The sequence below is a fragment of the Sphingomonas sp. TX0543 genome (genome assembly GCF_048565505.1).
GTDB lineage: Bacteria > Pseudomonadota > Alphaproteobacteria > Sphingomonadales > Sphingomonadaceae > Sphingomonas.
Genome location: NZ_JBLZUS010000004.1, coordinates 264013 through 287462, shown reverse-complemented (window position 1 = coordinate 287462; position 23450 = coordinate 264013). Strand labels below are relative to the sequence as shown.

At 65.0% G+C, this 23450-nt stretch carries 21 protein-coding genes; 3 read left to right on the top strand and 18 right to left on the bottom strand.

Annotation, left to right across the window (positions count from 1 at the left end):
* Positions 1–39 precede the first annotated feature (39 nt).
* Positions 40–405 carry a hypothetical protein gene (locus tag ACM61V_RS20975; protein WP_419714686.1) on the top strand — a complete coding sequence of 122 codons (366 nt, stop codon included), beginning with the start codon at positions 40–42 and terminating at the stop codon, positions 403–405.
* On the opposite strand, the gene ACM61V_RS20970 is transcribed toward ACM61V_RS20975, so the two are convergent.
* The 13 genes from ACM61V_RS20970 to ACM61V_RS20910 all read right to left on the bottom strand — a co-directional run bounded on the left by ACM61V_RS20970 (position 384) and on the right by ACM61V_RS20910 (position 14753).
* On the bottom strand, positions 384–1175 hold the full coding sequence (locus ACM61V_RS20970; protein ID WP_419714685.1) for a protein-L-isoaspartate(D-aspartate) O-methyltransferase: 792 nt from the start codon (positions 1173–1175) through the stop codon (positions 384–386). The two genes, ACM61V_RS20975 and ACM61V_RS20970, sit on opposite strands and share 22 nt — an antisense overlap.
* Positions 1172–4219: an efflux RND transporter permease subunit gene (locus ACM61V_RS20965; protein WP_419714684.1), complete on the bottom strand. Its 3048-nt coding sequence runs from the start codon at positions 4217–4219 to the stop codon at positions 1172–1174. Before ACM61V_RS20965 ends, ACM61V_RS20970 begins: the two co-directional genes overlap by 4 nt.
* Positions 4216–5241, bottom strand: coding sequence for an efflux RND transporter periplasmic adaptor subunit (locus tag ACM61V_RS20960; protein WP_419714683.1), 1026 nt, complete (start codon positions 5239–5241; stop codon positions 4216–4218). Before ACM61V_RS20960 ends, ACM61V_RS20965 begins: the two co-directional genes overlap by 4 nt.
* Positions 5238–6584 (bottom strand): TolC family protein, encoded by a 1347-nt coding sequence (locus ACM61V_RS20955; protein WP_419714682.1) that lies wholly within the window; start codon positions 6582–6584, stop codon positions 5238–5240. The genes ACM61V_RS20960 and ACM61V_RS20955 overlap by 4 nt, the downstream gene beginning before the upstream one ends.
* Entirely contained in the window at positions 6581–7924 is a 1344-nt protein-coding gene (locus tag ACM61V_RS20950; RefSeq protein WP_419714681.1) for an ATP-binding protein, read from the bottom strand. The genes ACM61V_RS20955 and ACM61V_RS20950 overlap by 4 nt, the downstream gene beginning before the upstream one ends.
* Entirely contained in the window at positions 7917–8594 is a 678-nt protein-coding gene (locus tag ACM61V_RS20945; RefSeq protein WP_170172123.1) for a response regulator transcription factor, read from the bottom strand. The genes ACM61V_RS20950 and ACM61V_RS20945 overlap by 8 nt, the downstream gene beginning before the upstream one ends.
* A gap of 8 nt (positions 8595–8602) precedes the next feature.
* Positions 8603–8884, bottom strand: a complete 282-nt coding sequence (locus tag ACM61V_RS20940; protein WP_419714680.1) for a PepSY domain-containing protein — start codon at positions 8882–8884, stop codon at positions 8603–8605.
* A 121-nt stretch (positions 8885–9005) separates the two neighbouring features.
* Positions 9006–10163: an LptF/LptG family permease gene (locus tag ACM61V_RS20935; RefSeq protein WP_419714679.1), complete on the bottom strand. Its 1158-nt coding sequence runs from the start codon at positions 10161–10163 to the stop codon at positions 9006–9008.
* 31 nt (positions 10164–10194) lie between these two features.
* Positions 10195–11373 (bottom strand): glycosyltransferase, encoded by a 1179-nt coding sequence (locus ACM61V_RS20930; RefSeq protein ID WP_419714678.1) that lies wholly within the window; start codon positions 11371–11373, stop codon positions 10195–10197.
* Between the two features lie 2 nt (positions 11374–11375).
* Complete coding sequence (locus ACM61V_RS20925; RefSeq protein ID WP_419714677.1) at positions 11376–11879, bottom strand: DUF2141 domain-containing protein; 504 nt, start codon at positions 11877–11879, stop codon at positions 11376–11378.
* On the bottom strand, positions 11876–12688 hold the full coding sequence (locus ACM61V_RS20920; protein WP_419714676.1) for a hypothetical protein: 813 nt from the start codon (positions 12686–12688) through the stop codon (positions 11876–11878). Before ACM61V_RS20920 ends, ACM61V_RS20925 begins: the two co-directional genes overlap by 4 nt.
* Before the next feature lie 136 nt (positions 12689–12824).
* Entirely contained in the window at positions 12825–13994 is a 1170-nt protein-coding gene (locus ACM61V_RS20915; RefSeq protein ID WP_419714675.1) for a glycosyltransferase, read from the bottom strand.
* Positions 13995–13997: 3 nt separating this feature from the next.
* A complete protein-coding gene (locus tag ACM61V_RS20910; protein ID WP_419714674.1) occupies positions 13998–14753 on the bottom strand; it encodes a DUF2334 domain-containing protein in 756 nt (251 codons plus the stop codon).
* Between the two features lie 618 nt (positions 14754–15371).
* On the opposite strand from ACM61V_RS20910, the gene ACM61V_RS20905 reads away from it, so the two are divergent.
* Positions 15372–16583, top strand: coding sequence for an IS256 family transposase (locus ACM61V_RS20905; RefSeq protein WP_062127151.1), 1212 nt, complete (start codon positions 15372–15374; stop codon positions 16581–16583).
* A gap of 69 nt (positions 16584–16652) precedes the next feature.
* Positions 16653–17456 (top strand): endonuclease/exonuclease/phosphatase family protein, encoded by an 804-nt coding sequence (locus tag ACM61V_RS20900; protein ID WP_419714709.1) that lies wholly within the window; start codon positions 16653–16655, stop codon positions 17454–17456.
* Here the strand turns inward: ACM61V_RS20900 and ACM61V_RS20895 are convergent.
* The 5 genes from ACM61V_RS20895 to ACM61V_RS20875 form a co-directional block, all read right to left on the bottom strand.
* Positions 17428–19785: a TonB-dependent receptor domain-containing protein gene (locus ACM61V_RS20895; RefSeq protein ID WP_419714673.1), complete on the bottom strand. Its 2358-nt coding sequence runs from the start codon at positions 19783–19785 to the stop codon at positions 17428–17430. The two genes, ACM61V_RS20900 and ACM61V_RS20895, sit on opposite strands and share 29 nt — an antisense overlap.
* A complete protein-coding gene (locus ACM61V_RS20890) occupies positions 19745–20695 on the bottom strand; it encodes a FecR family protein (RefSeq protein WP_115381706.1) in 951 nt (316 codons plus the stop codon). Before ACM61V_RS20890 ends, ACM61V_RS20895 begins: the two co-directional genes overlap by 41 nt.
* A 61-nt stretch (positions 20696–20756) precedes the next feature.
* Positions 20757–21287: an RNA polymerase sigma factor gene (locus ACM61V_RS20885; protein ID WP_115381704.1), complete on the bottom strand. Its 531-nt coding sequence runs from the start codon at positions 21285–21287 to the stop codon at positions 20757–20759.
* A gap of 122 nt (positions 21288–21409) precedes the next feature.
* Complete coding sequence (locus ACM61V_RS20880) at positions 21410–22768, bottom strand: sensor histidine kinase (protein WP_115381772.1); 1359 nt, start codon at positions 22766–22768, stop codon at positions 21410–21412.
* On the bottom strand, positions 22768–23442 hold the full coding sequence (locus tag ACM61V_RS20875) for a response regulator transcription factor (RefSeq protein WP_419714672.1): 675 nt from the start codon (positions 23440–23442) through the stop codon (positions 22768–22770). Before ACM61V_RS20875 ends, ACM61V_RS20880 begins: the two co-directional genes overlap by 1 nt.
* Positions 23443–23450: the final 8 nt, after the last annotated feature.

The window sequence follows — 23450 nt, the reverse complement described above, 5'->3', positions numbered from 1 at the left end:
CGGCTGACGATCGTGGGATGCGCGCAGAAGCGGCGCAAAATGGCGAAATGGGTCGAGGCGCTTCGGATCGACGGTGTCACCTCGTTCGCCGATGCAGACGACAGCGATTATTGGATTTGCGATCCTCGCGCCGTATTTATTTTCGCGCGGTTGCATGACGGGTATGAACACCGGTTGCTCGATGCCTTGGCTCACGGGGTTCCCATCGTCGCGCTACGTTTCGATCGCCGATCAAATCTTTTCGGAAGTTATGGCCCGATGATCGACGTACCGTCGTCGGACGATCTCATTGGGCTTTCCAATAGCATGTTAACCGTGCGTCGCGACGAACGTCATTCCCTTGTAGCAGACGCGCCGCAAGCGGCGGGTCGGCAAGCATCCACTCAGGTGATCGGATTACCATGACACAGCGGAATCGATCGGTCGAACAGCGCCCGTGGATCATCGGGGGTCTGTCCCTTGCCGGTCAATGGTACAAACATCGCCCAACCAAGCGAGCAGCGGCTTAGCGAACCATCGAGTTGCTTCGTAATGACTAGGAGCTGCTCGAAGACCTGCGACTTTCCAATCGGCATGACGAGCCGACCGCCAGGTTTGAGTTGGTCGATCAACGGCTGCGGTACGGTTGCAGAGCCTGCAGCGACGATGATCCCGTCGAAAGGCGCGCTCTCAGGCCATCCGGCGAACCCGTCACCGCTTCTGACGGCGACGTTGCGATAGCCCATCCGTTTCAGGCGTTTTGCCGCTGCCTTGGCGAGTGGATCCACGATCTCGATCGACCAAACCTTGGCAGCCAAGCTCGAAAGAACAGCCGCCTGGTATCCCGAACCGGTGCCGACATCGAGGACATTGGCAGCCGGCGGAAGGTCGAGCGCCGCGGTCATGATCGCGACCACATAGGGGTCGGAGATCGTCTGCTCATATCCGATCTGCTGCGGCGTATCGACATAGGCGAAGCGGCGACCCTCGGGCGCCACGAAGTCCTCGCGGGGCAGCTTACCGATTATTTCCAGCGCGCGGTCAAGCGCGGGCGTGGCGGCGCTTGGGGCGCTCTTACGAACATCGGTGCGGATCCGCTCGACCATTAGCCGGCGTTGCTCGGGAAGCGGGAGCGCGAGGCGCTGCTGAAGCGTCGGTGCCTGGGCCAGCGCCGCGGCAAATAGGAAGGCGATCATAGGGCGGTGACGGCACCGTTCTTGCGCGACCGCAGTGCAAGGAGCGCCGCGGGCAGAAACAACAGGACGAGCGGTACGGCCGCCGTCAGTCCGAAGATGATCGCGGTCGCGAGCGGCTGCTGAAGACCGGTGCCACGGCTGAGACCCAGCGCCAGCGGGCTGAGCGTCAGGATCGCGATCAGCGCCGACATGACGATCGGTCGAAGCCGTTTGCCGGCCGCTTCCCGCAAGCCGGCAGCGTCGAGCGGGTTGGACGGATCGAGTTCGGCCAAAAGGAAGATCACGAGTTCTGTCACCATCCCGACCACCATCGTGAGGCCCATCAGCGCCGAGATGTTCAGCTCGATCCCGGTAACCCACAGGCCGATCAGGACTGCCGCAGCCGACAGCAACACGGTTCCGACCGCCGCCATCGTCCACATCGGCTGCTCGAACAGGAAGGTGATCAGCAACGCCACGAGCAGCAACGCGGCGACGAACACCAACGTCAGGTCGGCGAAGCTCTGCTTCTGCTGCGTGTAGAGGCCGCCATAATCGACCCGGACGTCAGCGGGCAGCTTGAGATTGGCGACGCTCTTGCGGACTTCGGTCATTGCGGAACCAAGATCGCGACCCTCGAGCCGGGCCGTCACCGCCACGAACGGCGCCAGATCCTCTCGCGTCAATTGCTTCTGGCCGCCGACGATAGAAACTCTCGCGACCTGTCCGACGCGGACAAAATGACCATCTGGCGCGACGAGCGGCAGCCTGGCGATCTCGTCGGCGCGTGACCGCAGGGCTTGAGGCGCGCGCACGCGCACCGTCACCAGCTGTTCGCCGAGCCGGACCTGTGTCGCCTGCGTGCCGCCGATCAGCGTTTCCAACTGCCCCGCGACGGCGGTCGGATCGAGACCCTGTTGCAGGGCAAGCTGCGGATTTACCGCGATCGACACGGTGTCGCCGGCAACCCGAAGCCCGTCAACGACTTCGACCACCCCGCTGATGCGGCCGATGGCGTCACCGACCTGCTTTGCCGCCGTCGCCAGCACCGCGGGATCATCGCCGAACAGCTTGACCTCGATCGGCTGCGGGACCGCGGTGAGATCACCGATCAGGTCTTCCATGAGCTGCGCGGTCTCGACCTGAAGCCCGGGGACGTCGGAATCGATCTTCTGGCGAATATCGGACATCACCGCGTCGATCGGACGCCGCGACCCGCCCTTCAGGCGGATGAAGTAGTCGCCTTCGTCGGCTTCGGTAAGCCCGCCGCCCAGCTGTGCGCCGGTGCGCCGCGAGTAACTCGCCACTTCCGGCGTCGCCACGATGATCCGCTCCACCTGGCGCAACAGCCGGTCGGTGTCGCTAAGCGCCGCGCCGGGCTGCGCCTTGTAGTCGAGGATGAACCCGCCCTCGTCCATGGCGGGCATGAATCCCGACGGGACATGCCGCCAGGCCATCCATCCGGCCCCCACGAAAACCAGCGCCACGATGGCCGCGAACACCGCCGGGAGCCCGAACGCCCGGTCGGCGGACCATTCATAGCTGCGGCCGAGCCGGGCGAGGACGCCACCGGCCCGCTCGGCCGCCTCCGCCTCGCGGGCGCCGACCCAACGGGCCGCCGCGATCGGGAGGACGAAGCGCGTGAACAGCAGCGACAGGCCGAGCGCAGCTACCATCGTCAGCGCGAGGGCCTTGAAGAACCCCCCCGTTACGCCTGTCACGAACGCCAGCGGCAGGAAGACGACCATCGTGGCCGTGGTCGATCCGACGAGCGGGCGGGTCATTTCTGCCGCCGCGTCAACAATGCTGCGCCGGTCCGACGCCTGGCCCTCCTGGAGTCGCCGCATGATATGCTCCAGCATCACGACGGCATCATCAACGACGAGACCGACCGCCGCCGCCATCCCGCCGAGCGTCATCATGTTGAAGCTCATGCCGAGCGCGAGCAGAACGAGGCACGTTCCCGCGAGGACGGCCGGCAGCATCAGCCCCGTGATGAGCATGAGGCGGCCCGAACGGAGGAACACGAACAGCACCACCCCGGCGAGCACGGCACCGAGCAGGATCGCATCGCGCACCGCGTTGGCAGCTCCCGTCACCAGTTCCGATTGATCATAGAAGGGCGTGACGGTGACGCTCGGCGGGAGACCCAGCGTCTTGAGCCGGGCCGCAGTTTCCCGGACGATGCCGACCGTGTCCCCAGTCAGCGACTGGCGCACATTGACGAGCACCGCGCTTTTCCCGTCCGAGGTGATGCGGGTGTAACTGGGGGCGACCGATGGGGTAATCGTTGCGATCTGGCCAAGCGTGACGATCCCTGCAGCGGCTGTCTGGCCCGCCTTGACCGGCGTGGCGGCGAGGTCGGCGATCGACGCAAGCCGGTTCTCGGCCAGCACCAGATAAAGCCTGTGGCGATCCTCGAGCCGCCCGACGCCCTGAACCGCATTGTCCTTGCCGATCGCAGTCGCCACGTCGGCGAGGCTGAGCCCCAGCGCCGTGGCGCGTGCGGGATCGACATCGACCGCGAACTCGCGGGCGCTTCCGCCCAGAACATCGACCCCGGCCACGCCGGACACGGCGAGGAGGGCGGGGCGAACCTTCAGATCGGCAAGCTGACGCAATGCCTGAGGATCAAGCGAGGATGAAGTGAGTGCGACGCCCAGGACGGGAAACAAAGTCGGATCTGATCGGCGTACTTCGAAGCGCGCGCCCGCCGGAAGATCGGGCAAGACCGTTGCGAGTGCACCCTGGGTCGCCATCGTGGCGCCGGCCATATCCTGACCCCAGGGGAAAGAGAGCGCAACCTCCGCCGAACCACGACTGGTTGTTGATCGCACATGCGTCACGCCCGGCACGCCGCGTAGTGCGATCTCGATCGGGCGGGTGATCTGCGCCGCCATCTGCGCGGGGTCGCGTTCGCCGGCGTCGACTGCCACCACCACCCGAGGATAGCTGATGAAGGGGAACAGGCTGACCGGGATGCGCAACGCTGCTGCGGCACCCCCGGCAACGATGATGAGGGCGGCCAGAATAAGCGCGTTTGCGTGGCGGGACAGGACGCTCACCGGGTGCGGACCTTCATGCCGTCCTCGATCGCGGTGCCGCCTTCGACCACGACCCGGTCGCCGGCCTTGACACCCTCAACAATCGCAACGGTCCTGCGATCACTCGCCCCGGTCCGCACGTTGCGCCGGTGCGCCGTACCGTTCGCGACGACGAAGACATAGGGCTGGCCGCCGTCATCCATCAGTGCGGCATAGGGAATGCTCGGGAGGCCCGAGCCAGCGCTGGTCGTGACGGCGCCTGTGAGGATCTCGCCGGTGCCAATCCGCGCGCCGACCGGAAGTCGCGCAAAAACGGCGGCAAGCCGGGTTTGCGGATCAACGACAGGATCGACCGCATCGATCGGCACCGTCAGCTGGCCGCGGGTTCCGTTACCCTCGATTCTGATTGGCTGACCGGGTCTCAACGATTGCGCGATCGCCGGATCGATCCCGAAGCGAGCGCGGACGACGCCGTCCCGGACGATGGTGGCAATCGAGGTGCCGGGCTGGACGAGATCGCCCGGCGACCCGGTGACCGCTTGGACAATGCCGGGTGATGGGGCGGTCAGGGCGAGCGATGCGGTGCGCTGCGCAAGACTGGACCGGGTTGCGCCGGCGGTCGCCGCGGCTGCGCGGGCCTGTTCGACCTCGGCATTGCCGACCAGGCCGTCCTGACGCAGGCGTCCAGCCCGCGCATAAGCGGCCTCGGCCGCGCGTGCATCGCTGTTCGCCTTGACGAGATCAAGGCTCGCGGTCGGCCCAGGCGCGAGTTGCACGACGAGCTGGCCACCCGAGACCCGCGTCCCAACCGGTGCCACGATCCTGACTATCCGCGCCTCCTCCGAAGCCACCAGCGTTGCGGTGGCACCGGCGCCTGGCTCCGCCGCGCCATAGACCGCGGTCTGTTCTGATACCGCGCCGTTCGTCACGGGTGCGAGCTTGACCAGCGCCACCGGGTCCGCGGCCTTCTGGGTGTCGGTGCCAGAACCGCTGCAGGAGGCGAGAGCCGTGCCCACCAGCACGATCGCAATCCGGCCGCTCACTTCAGCCACTCCGCGCGGGGCGTGCCGGTCAGGAGTTCGAGTGCGATCATCTGTTCCCCCAGGTCCTGGCTTGTCTGTGTCACCACGAGTTCGCGGTCCCGCGAAGCTTGTTCGGCTGTCTCGGCAGTGGCTGCGGCTAGGTCGCCTCGGTTCGCGGCGCGGCGACTGGCGGCCGCGAAGCGGGTCAGTGCCGGGAGGTCAGCAAGTGCCGTGGCGCGCTGACGTTCGGCGACCGCGATGCCGCCGACTGCTGCGGCGATATCCGCCCGCGCCTGGACCAGGCGCGCCTCATATTCCGCCTTCAGCGCCTCGCGCGTCGTGCGCTCAATGGCGATGTTGCCACGGTTGCGATTCCACAGCGGCAGTGTGAAGGCGACCGCGGGGCCGGTCAGGACATTACCAGCAGAATCCCGGTTGGCGTTAACCGTCAGGTCCAACGTCGGGAATTGTTGGATGATGGCAAGCCGGACCGCAGCCTCCTGAGCGGAATAGCCTTGCCGCAAGGCGGCCAGGTCGCTGCGCGCACTCCGCGCGAGGGCGAAGAGACGCTCGGCGTCCGGCGGAGCGCCAGCATCGGCGGTGATCGCCAACCGAAGGATTGAAGCCGGCGGCAGCCCGAGCAGCTTCGTCAGGGCGAACCGCGCAACGTTCAGGTCGCGTTCGGTGGTCCTTGCCTGCTGCTCGGCGGTGAATGCCGCGACCCGGGCGGCCTGGATCTGATCGCCAGACAGGTCGCCGCGGCCTGCTGCGCGCAGGGTGCGCGTCAGGAGTGACCGCGATGCGTCCCGTGACGCGGCCGTGATCGCTTGTGCACGCTGCAGTCCGACAACCCGTACCGCCTGAAGGCGGGCCTGACCGGCGGTCTGCCATTCAGCCCAGGCAAGATCGAGCCGGACCTGACGGGCTTGCGCCTCGGCTTGAGCGATCCGTGCGCCGCGGGTGCGAAGTGACTGGATATCGAACCCGAGTGCGGAAGCAAGGTCAAGCAGGACATCGGGTCCCGACAAGACCTTGTTGGCGCCGATGTTAAAGGTCGGGTCGGGCAGCAGCCGGGCGGCAAATGCCTGCGCATCCGCAACGCCAGCGCGAACCCGCTGCGCCTTCAGATCCGGGTTGGCGATGACGGCGATCGTCGCGATCGCGTTCAGATCCAACGGCTGTGACAGGTCGATCGTCGTCGGCTGGAGATAGGGGCGTTTGAGCTCCGCTGCCGCTGCCGTCAGTCCTTCCGAGGAAGGGACGGAAAGCGGGACGTCCACGCCGTTCTCGAGCGGCAGCGGCGTGTAGTGCGCGCACCCTGTCAGAGCACCTGCCAGGCACAGGAGCGAAAAGCCGGTCTTCATCGAATCAGCTCCGGAAAGACGAGAGCTGCGGCCAGTCCCGGATGCGCGTCTTCGAGCACGAGGCGCCCGCCATGCGACTTTGCCACAGCAGCGACGAGGTTCAGTCCGAGTCCGTGACCCGCTGAAGATCGTGCGGGATCGAGACGCACGAACCGGCGGGTCACCCGCTCGCGATCGTGTTCCATGATGCCTGGCCCGTTGTCGACGACGCTGACGCAGACGTTTCCGTCCGCGCTAGATGCCGTGATGGTGATCGCCGTTCCTGGCGGCGTGTGTGCCTGCGCATTGTCGAGGAGGTTGATGATTGCCTGTGCCAGAAGCTCGCGGTCTCCCTTCACGGTCATACCCGGGGCGGCCTGGCACGACAGCGAGCGGTGGCCATCGTCAACCGCTGGCGTGCATGCCTCGCAGATATCGTCCACCAAGGCGGTCACGTCGACCGGCTCGAACGCTATAGGGGTCGATCCCTCGACCTCGGCGATGCGAAGGATGCCGCCAAACAACGACAGCATCGCATCCCCCTGCGTGACAGCCTCGTCGATCGCCTTTCTCTGGCCGACCGGATCTTTCTCGCGCGCCGCCTCCAGTGTCGTTCGTAGCCGCGACAGGGGCGTGCGGAGATCGTGCGCAATATCCGAGGACACCTGGCGGAGGTTCTCCATCAGTTGCTCGATCCGGTCGAGCATCGCGTTGAGCGTCGCGCCAAGCGCGTCAAACTCGTCGCCTCGCTCGGATACCGCCACGCGCCGCGTCAGGTCACCGCCCACTATCGCACGCGCAGCCGCCTCGATCCGCGAAAGACGCCGGCGCAGATAGGCGCCCAAAATCAGCGCACCGGCAATGCCGACCATGACCACGATCCCAAATGCGCCTATGAAAAGGCCAAGGATGGTGCGGTCGATCTGCTCCAGCCCCTCGGTATCGATCGCGACGACCAACCGCTCGCCGGAAGGCAGGATAGTGGTCATGGCGCGTGCGGCGTCCTGACCCTCCTCGGGATCGCGAAAGTGGATGTCGTGAAGGCCCGGCGGTGGTGGTCGGGTGTCGAGATCCCCGGCGATGCGCCGGCCTTCACGATCGAACATCGCGTATCCGAACGCGGCAATGCCCTTGGCGTCGCCACGGGCCGCCAGCGCATCCAGCAGATCGGACACCCCTTCTGCGCGATAGGCCACCACGAGCTGCTTTGTCTCGTCGGCCAGTGCGACGTCCTGCTGATGCCGGAAGGCGGCATCCGCCGCCACGAACACGATGGCGCCGAGCACCGCGATCGCCAACGCGAATGCGGCCGAATAGACGAAGGCGATACGATAGGCGGCGCTTCGCCAGAGCTCACCCATCCCGTCGCATCCGGTAACCAACCCCGCGCAGCGTCTCGATCGGATCTACGGCGAAACCGGCGTTAAGCTTGGATCTCATCCGGCTCAGATGGCTCTCGACGATGTTGGTCTGGGGATCGAAGTGGAAACCCCAGATCGTCTCCAGCAGCATCGTCCGGGTCACGACTTGGCCCGCATGCCGCATGAGGTGCTCGAGGATTGCGAATTCGCGCGGCTGGAGGCGGATCTCCCGGCCGTCGCGCCGCACGTCGCGGGAGAGCAGATCGAGCATGATGTCCCCAACCTGAAAGCGGGTCGGCTGGGTTGTGAGCGGCGGCCGGCGCAGGAGCGCGTCGACCCGGGCCGCCAGCTCCGCCAGCGCGAACGGCTTAACCAGATAATCGTCCGCACCGGCACCAAGCCCGGTAACCCGGTCGGCGATGCCGCCAAGCGCGGTGAGCATCAGCACCGGCAAGCGGATGCCAGCGGCTCGCCACGCACGCACAATGCCAACGCCATCAAGCGATGGCAGCATTCGATCGACGATCGCGAGGTCGAATCGTTCTTCGATCGCATAGGTGCGCGCACTGTCGCCGTCAGCAACCATCGTCACGTCATAGCCCCGGCCGGTGAGATCACCGGCAATAAGCCGTGCCGTGTCGATATCGTCCTCGGCGAGCAGCACGCGCATCATGCAACTCAATCCTTCGCGCCCAAGGCTTCGAACTTGTCTTCGACGATCTTGCCGGTGTGCGCGTCGACACCGATCTCATGAATGCGGTTGCCCTGGCGGATGTCGAACGAATAGCGCCAGCCTCCGCCTTCCTTCTCGTACTCCGACTTCTGGACGCGGCCAGGCGCCGCCTTCAGCGCGATCGAGCGCGCTTTTGCCATTCCGAGCTTCGCAGTCGGGGTAGCGGCGTTGACCGATACGGTCGCGAGAGCGGCGGTAGCGACAGCGATCAATGTCTTCCTGATCATGACTTTATCTCCTGCGTGCCGGATCGGGCACGCTTTTCTCTCTACGCCACCCTAGTTTGCACCAAGGTTGGGCGTCAGTTTAGAAATCCCAATGTAGATGAACGAGCGGTCGCCGCTAGCACTATACCTTAAGCGTTGTTCGTGCCTTTCCCTTCGCGAGGTAGAGGAGAGGACTGACGAGCTGACGATCGATCAATCGATCTACGAAGCCTGGTCCGGATCTGATTTCGAGCCGCCAAAGCAGACCGGCTGCTCCGCCGATCAGCAACATCAGCACGCCGCTGGCGAAGACGGGTCGCTGCAACGAAGAGCTTTCCACGAAGGACGCCGCGCGGACGAACCCGACGATCATCAGGATACCCAATACGAGTCCCGCCCCGGACCTTCCGCGCATGGGAGGTGATCCAAGCGCGAGCCCTAGGATCGGAACGACGAGCGCCATGAGGCTGTAGGTCAGCCGTGACGCGATCGAAGCGAGCGCCGGCATCGAGGTTTGGGATCTTGAGGTCTCGCGCATCGCCAATTCGACGATTTTGTCCAGAGGAAGACGATCGAGCGCGGGCAGACTTACGGTAGACGCCTTCTCGTTTGTGGTTGCGATGCGAACCGTCAGATATCGGAAGGACAGGACGTTGAACCCGTCACGTCTGCGTGTCAGTCCTCGACCATTCTCCAGCCTAAGCACGATTGTGCCGAACCCATCGTGAGTCGCGCGTGCCCGCGGAGCCGTAAGCGTTACCTCGGGCATGGCAACGAATACCCCGGTCAACATACCCGTCGCGCGATCATGGCCGTCGATCGTGACCGTCACGCCGTTCGGAAAGCTGACGATCGAGCGGATCGTCGCACCGACGCCGTGTCGACCGAGCCGAACCTCGTCTAACAATTGATCGAGCCTGCGCTCTCCGACGGGTCGATAGTGGAAGTTGATGGCGGTCTCTGCGGTCGCGCCGACCGCCCCGAACATCATTGGTATCAGGAGAAGCCGGGTCGGCGACACGCCCGTCGCAGCGAGAATCTGCCATTCTCCCGCGAGGCTCAGCGATCGTACGGCGAGCGCCGTCGAGAGAAATATCGCTACCAGGATGCCGAGCCCAAGATATTCCGGCACGAGCGCGAGCAGGAACTGAAGCAGAAGAGAAATGGGTTCTTCCACGTTCTCCAGCAGATGCAGGAGTCGTGAGAGGTTTTCGAGTAACAACAAGGCGACGATGATCCCGCATATTGCGGCAAAGTTGCGCCAGGTCTGCGCGAAGATGTATCGGTCGATCAGCTTCACGTCGATAGGTCGCAACCGAACCACGACATCGTCAGGCGGCCTGCTGCAGGATCGGCGCGTCGCGTCGCGTGGCGCGATAGGTCGCGAGCAACGCATCGAAGTGCGCTTGCATGTCTGTCACGCTGTCAGCGGCGGAGGAGGCGCGCCTCAACATTGTCTCGCCTGCGTCAATCTGCCGCACTATGGCGTCGGCAAGCGATGCAGCCGAGCGCGCCACGTATTTCTCGCCGAAGCCGGGGCGCAGCTGATCCGCAGCCCCGCCATGATCGGGTACGATAATCGGGATGCCGCTGGCACGAGCTTCCGCGGCTGCCATGCAGAACGTTTCCGCTTCGCAACCATGGACCAGTGCGTCTGCGCTGGCGAGGATCGTGGCAAGGCGCGGTCGGTCAAACACCGGGGCGCCGAGGTGAACATGCGGATTGCCCTTCGCCGCACGGACGACGGTCGCCTCGTCCCGTCCGTGCCCCAACAGGAGAAGCCCCACGGGCCGACGGCTCCCGGCGGCCGCGACGGCCTCGATCACCATGGGCCAGCGCTTTTCGGACGCATGTCGGCCTAGGCCGATGAGAAGGGTCGCATCCTCGGGCAAATCGCACCGGGCGAGTAGATGCGCGCGGAGCGCCGGATTGCGCAGGGAGGGAGAGAACAGACCAGGAGTCACGCCCATCGGGATCGTCATCGCTTTGCTGACCCCGCCCTGGATCATGCGTCCAGTCAGTCCCTCACTGGCGCACACCACGAGGTCAAACGCCTCGTTGAGCCTCCGAAGATGGCGCCAGAATATTTCGAAGCGCCGATCGATCGTATGGCGCGCTGCGATCGATCCGAACCACCTGTACGCATAGGCGGAGAGCGGATCGGCATGCATCACCAGCGATCGCAGCGCCGTCCCGTGCCACCGAGCGACCATCGCGGGACTTCCCCACGGCGACGACACCTCGACGACGTCCGGCATCAGGTCGTCGAGAACGCGATGCATCGCCTCCTCGTCATTGAAGTAACGGTATCTGGTGTCGAGGGGAAAACGCGGACCCGGAATCGATACGATCGTGCCGCCCTCCGTGACCGCCCTTTCGAGGCGCTCGCCGGGAACGACGACCACGATCTCGTCACCCCTTTGACGGGTCGCTCGCATCTTGCCTTCGATATAGGTCCGGACACCTCCGCCATGAGGAGTCCAAAACGCACAGACATCGACGATGCGCATGGTCAGTCCTTTATAGGTCCGAAGGAGACAAGCCCGCGGCGGTAGTTCATGATGATCCGGATGCGCGCTAGGCCGCTCCCGACGCTCGCGCTCGCGTCATTCGCGCGAGGCTTCGACCAGCCCAGCTTGGGATTGCCGGCAAATCCCACGCCATCGTTCGACAGTGCGAAGCGCCGGTCCCCGTCGCGGTCGTGAAGGATGCTGATCGCATAGCGACCGGGTCCGGGCGCGCGGATACACATCTCTACCGGACCGGAGCTTGGCACCGGGATCTCCACCCGTCGGAAGGTCTTGCCTGCAGCAAGCAATACATTGTCGTCGGCAAGAAAGTCGCCATCGCGATCCGGATAAAGCTCGAGTTTCAGCAAGCCCCTGCGATCTTTCAGACCAACGATCTCTACCAGAAAGGCAGAACCATCTTCCGCGGGGCGGCAGCGCCCTGCGCTCTTCCCCAAGTGAGGACTTGAGCCCATAGCCTGCGCGGCGAGCAGCAGGAGCACGCTCATCGGGCGAGCGTCCTAGCCAGGCTACTGATGCCGAGCAGTAGCCCACACAGGATCAACCCGGCGAGCGACGTAGCGGCCACCAGGGTAACGGCGTCGGCGATAGGCGAGGTCGCACCGACCAGAAACGTCGCCACGCCGGCGAAGACGACATCGTGGTTGGGCATGAACGGTAACCGCGACAGTAGCAGTCGCGTGGCGGCAAGGACGATCCACCATTCGAGCGCGACTGCGGGCAGGAGCAGATGCCACAGCGTTGCAGCAAGAAGTGTCGTGGTCGCGATCCGCGCGGTATGGACAAATATCACGAACCGCAGATCGGGCCGGGAAAGGCTGAACAGTCGCCGGCGCAGTACGAGAATAACTGTCGAAGAAGCGATGACGACCGCAATTGAGGCGGCCAGGTGACGTCCATCGGTGCCGAGGGACAGGCCTCGGAACAGCGGCGCGGCAGCAAGCACGAGGATTATCGTGACGATGTTACCGACCAGCGCGCTCAACATGGCGACGTCCTTGATGGCCGCAAACGGCGACGTGGCGAGCTTCAGGTGCCGCCTGGCCCAATCATAGAAGTAGACCTCGCCGGAATAGCTCAGCAGCATCTCGTTGCTGATCAGTTTGCGGAGGAGAGCGGGGAAGCCGATCGCCGGCAAACTCCACAGCCGCCGGTAGATGCACCACTCCAATGCCGGCCCGGCGAGGAAATAGCAGGTGAAGGTCAGCCAGAACGCGCCACTGCTCGGCAGCATCGCGGCCAGATCCGGCAGATTGACCGTGCGCAGCTGCCACGCGACCGCACAAAAGATCAGCAACGACAAGGCGCCCCCGAGAGTCGCGGACCATTGTCGACGTCCTTCCAGGAGAGGCTTGGGTTCGAGCTGCAGGATGGTGCGAGCATCGATGCTCGCGGCAGGGCTCAGGGCGGATACGACCGGTGGCATATTGCTCTCAGGTTGGAGGCTGATCGTCAGGCGATCGTGGGGGCGGTGCCGGTCGGGGCCAGCGTCGTCGCGCTCGCGGACCGTGTCGCTCGCTGGAAACTGGCGGCGTATAGCTCGGCGGACCGCTCGATCGTGAAGCGCCGCGCCTGATCGAGACTGAGCTGCTCGTTCCGGGGCGGCCATTCGGCGCTAATGGCAGCGGCGAGTGCCGCGGTGTCACCGGGCGGCACCAGCAATCCGAGACGGCCATCAGCGAGTAGTGTCGCCATGCTCCGGCTGCAATCACCGTCAAGTTGGCGGCGAGCGCTTCGAGGACGACCGCCGGCACACCTTCGTAGTTCGACGAAAGCAGGAGGGCGTCGAAATGGCTGAAGAGGCTCGTCGGATCGGCGACGTAGCCGGTAAAAGTCACCGCCTGATCGACACCGAGCCGTGCAGCCAGAATTTCGAGCTTCGGACGTTCCGGGCCATCACCGACGATGGTGAGGTGATCGCCGGCCTGTGCGCCCCGCTGGAACGCGCGCAGCATGAGCGCGACGTTCTTTTGGGGAACGAGGCGTCCGACGGCGAGAAATCGACGACCTTGCGTGACCGCAGGCGTGCGCGCACACTTTTTGCGCAAATCCCGGATCATGGCGTCGGAGAGGGCTGGATCGGGGACTATGTCGATGCGTGTTCTAGCGATGCGAAGGTATTCGGCGATCTCGCCAACCATCGGTTCGGCCATGGCGACAGCCCGATCGATGAACATCCCCTGGAAGCGGAGCCACAGGCGGTAGCCCATACGACCGGCTCGGGGCTGATCGGCTCGGTCGAGGTCGTTGCTGATCTTCGCGACGATGCGAGGACAGGCGCGGCCCAGCAGCAGTTTCATCGCGACCGCGACCACGACATAGGTGTTGCCCGCACAGAACAGTGCGTCGGGTCGTGTCCGTCGAATGAAGCCGGGTAGCGTGACGATCATCCATATCGTTTCCCACCACCCCGAACCGATCCGCGGCTGTCGCGGGCTATGATAAACGAGATCGACCCCGACATCGTCGCGCATCGCGCCGTCGGTCCGGCCCATGAAGAGCGGCGCATCATAGCCTGACGCGCGCCACTCGCGCACGAGCCGCAGCGCGATGCGTTCGACGCCACCGGGTTCGAAACTGTGCAGGAAGGTCAAAATCTTCATGGCTTAAGCCTTCACCAGATCGGCGTAGCGCGCGGGTTCATGGGTTCGGACGAGCCCGGCGACAGCGCGTTCGATGCTGGTCATGATCGCCGGGACCCGCGCATCTCCCGGATGCACGCCGATGCGCGCGGTCGGCAGGAAGCGCATTGCCAAGGGAAGGGTGCGCGCCGCCGCCAAGGACGACAGGATGCGCGACCGGCTGCGGCTCGCCCAGGTCAACACCGGATCACGCGCCAGCGTCCGGCCCGTGCCGGGTTGCCAGACCCTGAAATGGTTCTCCGCGAGGGCAAAATTCAATTCGGCGAGCGCGGCCGAGGTGCCGGGACCATAGAGCCATGCTGGGGCGATGAAGCCTGCGACCGGGGTGCCCGCGATATCTTCCAGCAGGCTCTTGCCCGCCTGCATCTTGATACGCGCAGCGGTCTCGTCGATGCCGAGGAACTCGCCCTCTCCCGCGGTCATCTGCGTTGCCTTCAGGCGGGCGAGACGACCTTCGTGCTTACTATCGTCCCGATGGAAATAGCCGTGCAGGAACAATTCTGCGCCGCGGTGCGCGAGATCGCGTAATTTGGTCGCGAAGGGGCTGCCCGGTGTGATCGGTGACGTGCCCCAGTGGTTCGGGACGACGAGCAGCGCGATGCGATCGACGGGTGCGTAGCGGCTCAACAGGTCGTGCAGGCGGTCGACCTGGGACTCGAAGCGCGGGCTGACGTCATGGATCGAGAGAAGCAGGCGCTTCGATGGTGCGCTCGGCGTCATTCATGCACCGCCGCGCAAGAGGAGGGCGCCAGAGGCGTCATGCGACGCATTCGTCTATAGTTTCGCCCAGCTTTCATCGACCGCCCGTCCCTCGTTGACGGGGTTAAACGGCACCACAGCGGCCCACCGCAGTCAGCGGATCAGAAATTCTTCGGCAATGGTCGACTGCGGCTGCTGCTGCTGCGTGCCGTCCTTCGCTCAGCGGGAGGCAGAAGGCATGATCGGGCGTTTGGGAGCAGCAGCACTGGTCATCACAGCGGCAGTCGCGCTCGCCGGCGCTGCCGGTGGTCGGGTCAGCCCAGCGGCGCGGATACCATCGCGCGCGCCGCGCATCGCTCACGGCGTTTCCCTTTTGACCTACAATGTGAAAGGGTTGCCGTGGCCTGTCGCAGGGGGCCGTGTCGCTGCGCTGCAAAGCATCGCCGCTACCCTGCGATCAATGCACCTGCGCGGAGATGGGTAGCGTCCGCGGTCGTGGTGTAATTTCCCGGTGTAGATGACGGTGTATGCCGGGGTGGGGCCGAGGCCCCACCCCGGCGTCGGCGTCTCGGTGGCCACCGGGCTCATCGGTTAAGGTGGAAGTGTCGAGCTTCACCAACACCCGAGGAGTTTTTCCCGATGACCGACGACAGACTACCGCTTGCCGAACTGATGGCGAAGACCGGAGACGGCGATTTTCTGCGCAGCGTCGCCGAGAGCGTGTTGCAGATCATCATGGAGGCCGACGTCGACGGCCTCATCGGCGCCGGTCGCCACGAGCGCTCCGGCGAGCGCAGCACCTGGCGCAATGGCTACCGCGACCGCACCCTGGATACGCGACTGGGCACGCTCAACCTGAAGATCCCCAAGCTGCGCACCGGCGCCTATTTCCCCGGCTTCCTCGAACCCCGCAAGACGGTGGAGAAGGCGCTGGTCAGCGTCATCCAGGAGGCCTGGATCGCCGGCGTCAGCACGCGGCGCGTCGATGATCTGGTGCAGGCGATGGGGATGAGTGGCATCTCGAAGTCGAGCGTGTCGAAACTGTGCAAGGACATCGACGAGCGGGTGAACGCCTTCCTGAAGCGCCCGCTCGCCGGCGAGTGGCCGTATCTCTGGCTGGACGCGACCTACCTCAAGGTGCGCGAGGGCGGCCGCATCGTCAGCGTGGCAGCCATAATCGCCGTCGCCGTCACCACCGAAGGCAAGCGCGAGATCGTCGGCCTGCACATCGGCCCCAGCGAGGCCGAGCCGTTCTGGTCGACCTTCCTGCGCGACCTCGTCCGGCGCGGCCTGAAGGGTGTGAAGCTGGTCATCTCCGATGCGCATGAGGGCTTGAAGGCCGCCATCACCCGCGTCGTCGGCGCCACCTGGCAGCGTTGCCGCGTCCACTTCATGCGCAACGCGCTGGCTCATGTGCCCAAGGGCCAGAACACCATGGTGGCTGCCGCCATCCGGCAGGTCTTCCTCCAGCCCGATCATGCCGCAGCCACCCAGACCTGGCGTCACGTCGCCGACCAGCTGCGCGCCCGCTGGCCGAAACTCGGCGCCTGCATGGACAACGCCGAGCACGACGTGCTCGCCTACATGACCTTCCCCGAACAGCATCGCACGAAGTTGCACTCCACCAACCCATTGGAACGGCTGAACAAGGAGGTGAAGCGCCGCGCCGACGTGGTCGGCATCTTCCCCAACGAGGATAGCATCACCCGCCTCATCGGCGCCGTGCTCCTCGAGCAGAACGACGAATACCAGCTCCAGAACCGCTACATGCAGATCGAAGGCATGACCGCTCTCGCCACACCACAGATCGAGGAGGTACCGCCCCTACAGATTACACCCAAGGCCGCCTGAACGATGCGGCCCGGTGGCACACCTGAAATTACACCACGTTGACGGACACGACCCGGAGATGCGCCGGATATCGCTGTCGTCCAAGAGGCATTCACTGAAGGCGCACGCAAGATGATCCACGCGTCAGGCTATCGATATGCCGCGCTGGGGCCGGGAACCGATTCAACGACGGAAGGCCGGCCATCTACCGACGAGCGGGTTTTCGCCGATGCCGCGCGGTGGTCGGTTGGTGAGACTGAGGGCAAATTTGTCGGCAGTGGACTTGCCATAATGTCGGACTACCCGATCCTTCGCGTCCGTAGCATGACATTCCCGCATTATGACTGCGCCGGCTACGACTGTCTCGCGGCAAAGGGCGCGATGATCGCGACGATTGCAACACCGGACGCCCCCGGCGGGATCGACGTTTTGACCACGCATCTGAACAGCCGCGGTGCGTCGGGCGTGCCAGCCGAACGGGCCGACGCCGCCTGGAAGCGGCAGTTCGCTTACCTGACCGCGTTCATCGCCAGAACGCATGATGCGCGCCGCCCCCTGATCGTCGCCGGAGACCTCAACGTCGGGTCGGTGCCGGCTCGCCGGCTCCCGATGCAGGCCGCTGTACGGCGCTGGACGGCACAACCCGTGGTGCGCGATGCCCTGCGGCAGGTGGCGGCAACAGGGGGTGCTCTCGACCGCGATGCACGCTGGTCGCTGCAGCGGGCCCGTGATTGGCAGCTTCACTTCGACGGTGCCGACATGGCGCTCGACGCGGTCCGCATCACGACCCCGTTCGGCCGGGATGCGTCGGGCAGCATGCTGTCTGATCACGTCGGTTACGTTGCGACCTACCGGCTGCGTCCGATCACCAGGAGCGTGACACCGACAGCGTGACGGTCCGGGGCCGCAGGGGTGTGAACTGGCGTTCCCTCAAAAACGGATTGCCGAATGCGAACGTATCTGCGGTCGTGTCGAGCAGATTGTCTATTCGGCCAGTGACAGTCCACTGGTCTCTGCTCATCTGCGCGTTGGCCGACAGCAGAGCATATCCTCCCATCGTGCGATCGGCGGCGGGATCGAAGGTCAGATGGGCATGGCCGACGTAATTCGCTTGTCCTCCCAATGACCCCGACCAGTGTCCGACGTTCAAACGCCAGGCGGCGACGAGCCGGGCGCTGAGATCCGGCGTGATCGGCAGCCGACGATCATCGACTTCCACGCCGTCCTCGCTCCGCGTCAGCCTGGCGTCGACATAGCTTGCGCCTGCCGAAATGCGCAGCCTTGCCGATGCGTCCCAATCCACGCTGATCTCTGTGCCGAGCACGGCTGCGCTGCCGGCATTGCGTGTCGATACCAGCCCGTTCGGAAGCAGATAATCGCTCTGGATGCCGGACCAGCTCGTATGAAAGGCGCCGACGTCGAAGCGAAGCGAGTCACCGTGCAGATATCCCCGATAGCCCAGTTCGGCAGATCCCAACTCGTCGGCATCGAAGCGAGTCGCTTGCGTGGTCGCATTTGGCGCGAGGCCGCCTGGACGCACTGCGCGGGCGTAACGCAGATAGACCAGTCCCCTGCCGGGCGGGCGCCACGATATGGCGAGGCTGGGGGAGAGCGTCGTTTTCCCGATCCGGCTGACGGTAGCGCCAGCTTCCTCCGCAGTTTCGTCCTCGTCGACCGTGTGGGAGAGGCGGACGCCGACCGTCGCCTGAACGCGCGGCGCGACGTTCAGGGTCGCATTGCCAAACCCGGCGATCTCCACCACGCGCCGCAACCGGCTTTGCACCAGGGTCGAATTCGGATCGCGGCTGACCGATTCCATCGTTCCGGTTTCATCGCTCACAGCGCGCATATACGAGGCGCCGATCAACCAGGCGCCCGGCGTTGCCGACGACAGTCGCGCTTCGTGATTGCGGACGGAGTAGCGTCGCATGTCGCTGAAGCGAAGGGGGCCGACACGCCCGAACGCCGGCGCGGCATCGGTAGCGTCCTGGACATAGTCGACCGCGTGATCGACGTAGCTGGACGAGACCAGAAGCCTTAAATCCCCGATACGACCTGCGAGCGATCCACTGAGCGCCGAAAAGTCGTTGTCACTGGGTTCGGTGATACCGGCCGGGCGGCGGACCACGTCCTCCTGGATGACATAACGGCTGTCCCGCGTATTCACATTCTGCAGAATGCCGGCGACGTCCAGTGTCCAGACCGGATCGGGCTGCCAGCGCAGCGCCAGCCGTCCCCCGGTCGTTTCGGCGCGATTGGCGTTCCTCTTCTGTCCAACGCGGTCGACCCAACCCGCCTCGCGCGACGCATATCCCACACCGCGTATGGCCAGGCGATCGTCGGCCAGTGGCAGGTTGGCTATTCCCTCTATGCCGGCGCCCACCCCGCCGCCCTGCACGATCTCGGTCGACACACTCGTGTGGAACTGATGTGCGGCGAGGTCGGGCTTCCTCGTCACCATGTGATAGACGCCGCCCAGCGCACCCGAGCCGTAGAGCGGTCCTTGAGGCCCTTTCAGCAGTTCGATCCGCTCCATATCGACCAGCCGCAGGTCGGGGTCGGGCGCGTCGAAAGTGATGCGCGCCTCGTCGAGGACGACCGCGACGGTCGATTGGCTAGGGCCATTGAACGGACTGTCGGCGACCCCGCGGATAAATTGCCGATTCCGGCCTGGTCCCAGATTCGTCAGCGACAGCCCCTCCAGCCCGCGGGCGACGTCGGTCGTCGCGACAGCGAGGCGGCCGACCGGGAGCCTGGCGTCTTGCAGGACGGCAATCCCGCCCGGAACGCCGCTGACCGGCTCGATGATCTTCCGCGCCGTCACGACGATTTCCTGTTGCTGCAGCTCTTCCGGGACCGCGATGGGCGGCGCAGCGCGGGGCGCGCGCGGCGCCGGCTGCGTTCGGGGCCGCAGGTTCCCGCGGGGTTCGATGCGATATGTTCTGGGCCCCACCTGCGTGACCGTCAGATTTGTACCAACCAGCAATCGCCGCAGGGCAGCCAGCGGTGTCAGCCGCGCGCGGAGCCGCGGAACCATGGCTTTCGGAAGCGGATTGGGCCACGCCACCGCGATACTGGCCTGCTGCGCGAGGAGTGCGACGCTTGCTTCAAGCGTGCCTTCCGGCAGGTCGATGGTGATGGCGGTAGATTTTTCGAGTCGGACCGATGCTTGTGCAACCGCTTCAGCGCTCACCGACAGGAATGAAGCGGACACCAGCACCATCAGGGCGGCTTGAGATAGACATGAGCTCTGCAAGATCGCGAAACATCCCCGGACCATTGGCAATCGCTAGCACTCCCGAGAATTTGCGGTTTCGCAGCCTTTGATCGACGCTCACCCGCTTGCCCGTATAACGAGAGAGGTCGGCAACGACGACGTCGAGCGGCGCGTCGGCATATACGAGCCGGCCGCGTCGCCAGCTGGCGACGTCGGATGCAACCACCGTCGAAAGACGAGCGCGGCCGCGCCCGCGCTCGGCGAGAAGCTGTTTGCCGGCCGGAACGGCCGCGGCGTTGCCCGTATGCGGCTGGACGGACACATTTCCCTCCGCCACGGCAACGGTCAGGAAGGACGGCGTAAGATTGACCGAGAATTTCGTACCGATATCACGAACGTCATAATCACCCGCCCGGATCGACAAGGTGCGACCGGCGACATGAGGCACGGCAAAATAGGCCTCGCCCGCTGCAAGCCGCAGTCTCGTCGGATCGCCAGCCTGAACGACAAGGCTCGACCGGGGAGCGAGCGTCACGCGCGTGTCGCCGGCGAGCGTGATGCTCCGAGATTGTGCGGCGGCGTGATAGACCATGTCGGCCGGGGTCTTCGTCAGCATGGGCAAGGCGATCGCTGCCGCGAGCGCTGCGGCGATCGAGCCTCCGATCCAGAGGGGCTTGCGCGTGTTTTGCGGGGCATGATCGGCGACGCCCGCGTCCTCTTCGCGCTGCAGCGAAGGAGCATGATCCTCGATCATGCGGTCCAGCAATGCGACCTCATCAAAGGCGACCCGGTGCGCTGGATCCTGGTCGAGCCATGACATGTACGCGTCCCAATCGGCGTCGTCACGCGCGAGGGCGCGGTGCCAGGCAACGGCCTGCTCGAAGACGTCATCGTCACTTTGACGGGGCGCGCTCATTGCGCGGTAGCCTTTCCGAAAAATCCTAAGCGATCAAAGACGACACGCATATCGTTCGCCCTCAGTCGGCCAGCGCGCGACGAAGATATTTCATCGCAACCGCCATGTGCTTTTCGACACCGCTGTGGGAGATGCCCAGCTGGGCGGCAACCTCCGCGTGCGACAGTCCTTTCAACTTGTGCAGATCAAAGACCCGACGCGCTCCGTCGGGAACCGTTTCGATCGCCTGCGACAAGCGAGCGAGCTCCTCGCGGTCGATCAGCGCTTTCTCGGCGTCACGCGAGGGATCGACGCGTTCCTCGCACGCGGCGCTGGGTGGTGCCCCGTCGTCGATCCACAACCGCTCACGCCGCATTCGGCGTTGCCGTTCGCGTGCGCGGTCGACGATCAGGTTTTGCGCCATTCGGAACAGATAGGCCCGGCCGTTCGCCGTCGGACCAGCACTGACGCGGCTTGCCTTGAGCCAAAGGTCTTGCACCAGATCCTCGGCTTCGGACGGATCGCCCGTACGCGAGATCAGAAAGCGCAGCAGCTCGGCGCGATGCACGCCGTAGAGGACATCGAGCGGCAGACTTTCAACGGGCTTGATCATCTCCACCTAACTCGCGCCTCCCGCCGCCGAAAATGGAAAACTTCGAGGACGATGACAATCGAACACTCGGCCACATTGGGGAATCGTAATTTTGGCGGTGATCCTACCAACGCCGTGGTCCGTCAGGCAGGTTTCAGGCCGACATCGACGGTCGGAAAAGTGAGGATCACCGCGAACCCCGGTCCGCTATCGATCCGGGCGTCACCTCCCATCGCGGAAACGATCGCAGCCACCAAGGCCAACCCCAGGCCGTTGCCGGGGGAGGCCCTGGCGTGCTCGACCCTCACGAACCGGCGGAACAACGTGCTGGGGTCTGCAACCGCCGCGCCTGGTCCGTCGTCCCGCACGGTGATGCTCGCAGTCCGGCCGCCGGTTTCGCCGACAAGCCGCACCAGCGTTCCTGCAGGCGTATGGCGCAAGGCATTGTCGAGCAGATTGGCCACGGCCTGACTGAGGAGCCGCTGATCCCCGTGGATAACGGCGCCAGGGCCTGCATCGACTTCGAAGCGATGTCCGTTCGCCTCGAAATCGGGCGCGTAGGTTTCACCCATTTGCTCCACCAAGGCCGTCAGGTCCACTGGCTGTCGCCGGGATCGATCCTGCATTCCTTCGATCTCGGCGATCCGCAGCAGCGCCGCAAAAATCTCCAGCAATTCGGCCGCTTCGCTCCTCGCCGCCTCGATTGCACCCCGCTGCGGCTCCGCCTCATGACCCGAGAGCGCGCCATCCAGACGATTGTAGAGGCGCGTGAGCGGCGTCCGCAGGTCGTGTGCGACGTCGCTCGATACCTGCCGCAGATTGTCGAGCAGGGTATTGATCCGCTCGAGCATCGAATTGATGGTCCGGGCGAGGCGATCGAACTCGCTCCCCGAGCCGTCGACCGGCACCCGGCGCGTGAAATCGCCTGCGATGATCGCCTTTGCGGTCGCGTCGATCCGCGCAAGCCGCCGCCGCGTAATCCAGCCGACGAGCAGCGCGGAAACGCTCCCCATGAGCAGCGTCACCGCCAGAGCGCCGGCGAACAGCTGCATGAGCGTTCGATCAATCTCGTCGAGCCCGCTGCGATCCGCCGCGACGATCAACGTGCCGGCCCCAAGAGATGTCGTCAGCGCCTGGGCGACCCCGACGGCTTCTCCGCGTCGATAGTGCAGGAACTCTTCGTATCCGGGAGCGGCGGGATGATCGGTCACGATCGTCGCGGCGATTGCATTCCCCTCGCGATCGAGGAGGATGTAATCGAGGCTGGAGGTAGATCGGGCGGCACTTCTGCGCCTGATCGCGGCGGTCAGGCCCGGCATCGTACCGCGGCTTTCCGCAATCAGCGAGCGCATCTCCGCCTCGATCCGGTGATCGAGCTGCTGCTCCAGCGCCTCGTGCGTCACTTCGTAGGCGACCGTTCCGATGACAGCCGTCGCCATGCCGAGAAGGAGCGCAACGAGGGTGACAAGGCCGGAGGTCGAGCGCCTGAAGCGGTTCAGCATCATTCGGCCCGCAGCACGTAGCCGGCGCCGCGAACGGTCTCGATCGCGTCCCTCTCGAAACCGGCATTCAGCTTCGATCGCAGGCGGGAGAGATGGGTTTCGACGATATTCGTCTGCGGGTCGAAATCGAAATCCCAGACCCGCTCGAGCAACATGGTACGGGTCATGACGCGGCCAGGGTTGCGCATCAGCTCGGCGAGCAAGGCGAACTCGCGGGGCTGCAAGACAATCCGACGACCGTCGCGCTCGACGGTCCGCCGATGCAGATCAAGCGCGATTCCACTGACGGTGAGAGTAGGTGACTCCACCCGCGCGGCAGGCCGCCTGCCCAGCGCGTTCAGCCGCGCCGCAAGCTCCGAGAAGGCGAAGGGCTTTACGAGATAGTCGTCGGCGCCGCCCTCAAGCCCCTCCACCCGGTCGGCAATGCCGCCGACCGCGGTCAGCATGATGACCGGCGTCGCGTCGCCGGCTGCCCGCAGCGCCTTGACGACTGCCAGGCCGTCGAGGCCGGGCAGCATCCGGTCAAGCACGATCACGTCGAAGTCGCCGCCGGTGGCCTGAAACAGTCCATCTCGGCCATCGGCGCACGTACTCACCTGATGGCCGGCTTGGCTCAGACCTTTGGCGACGAATTGATTGGTTTCGAGATCGTCCTCGATGATCAGGATGCGCATGACCATAT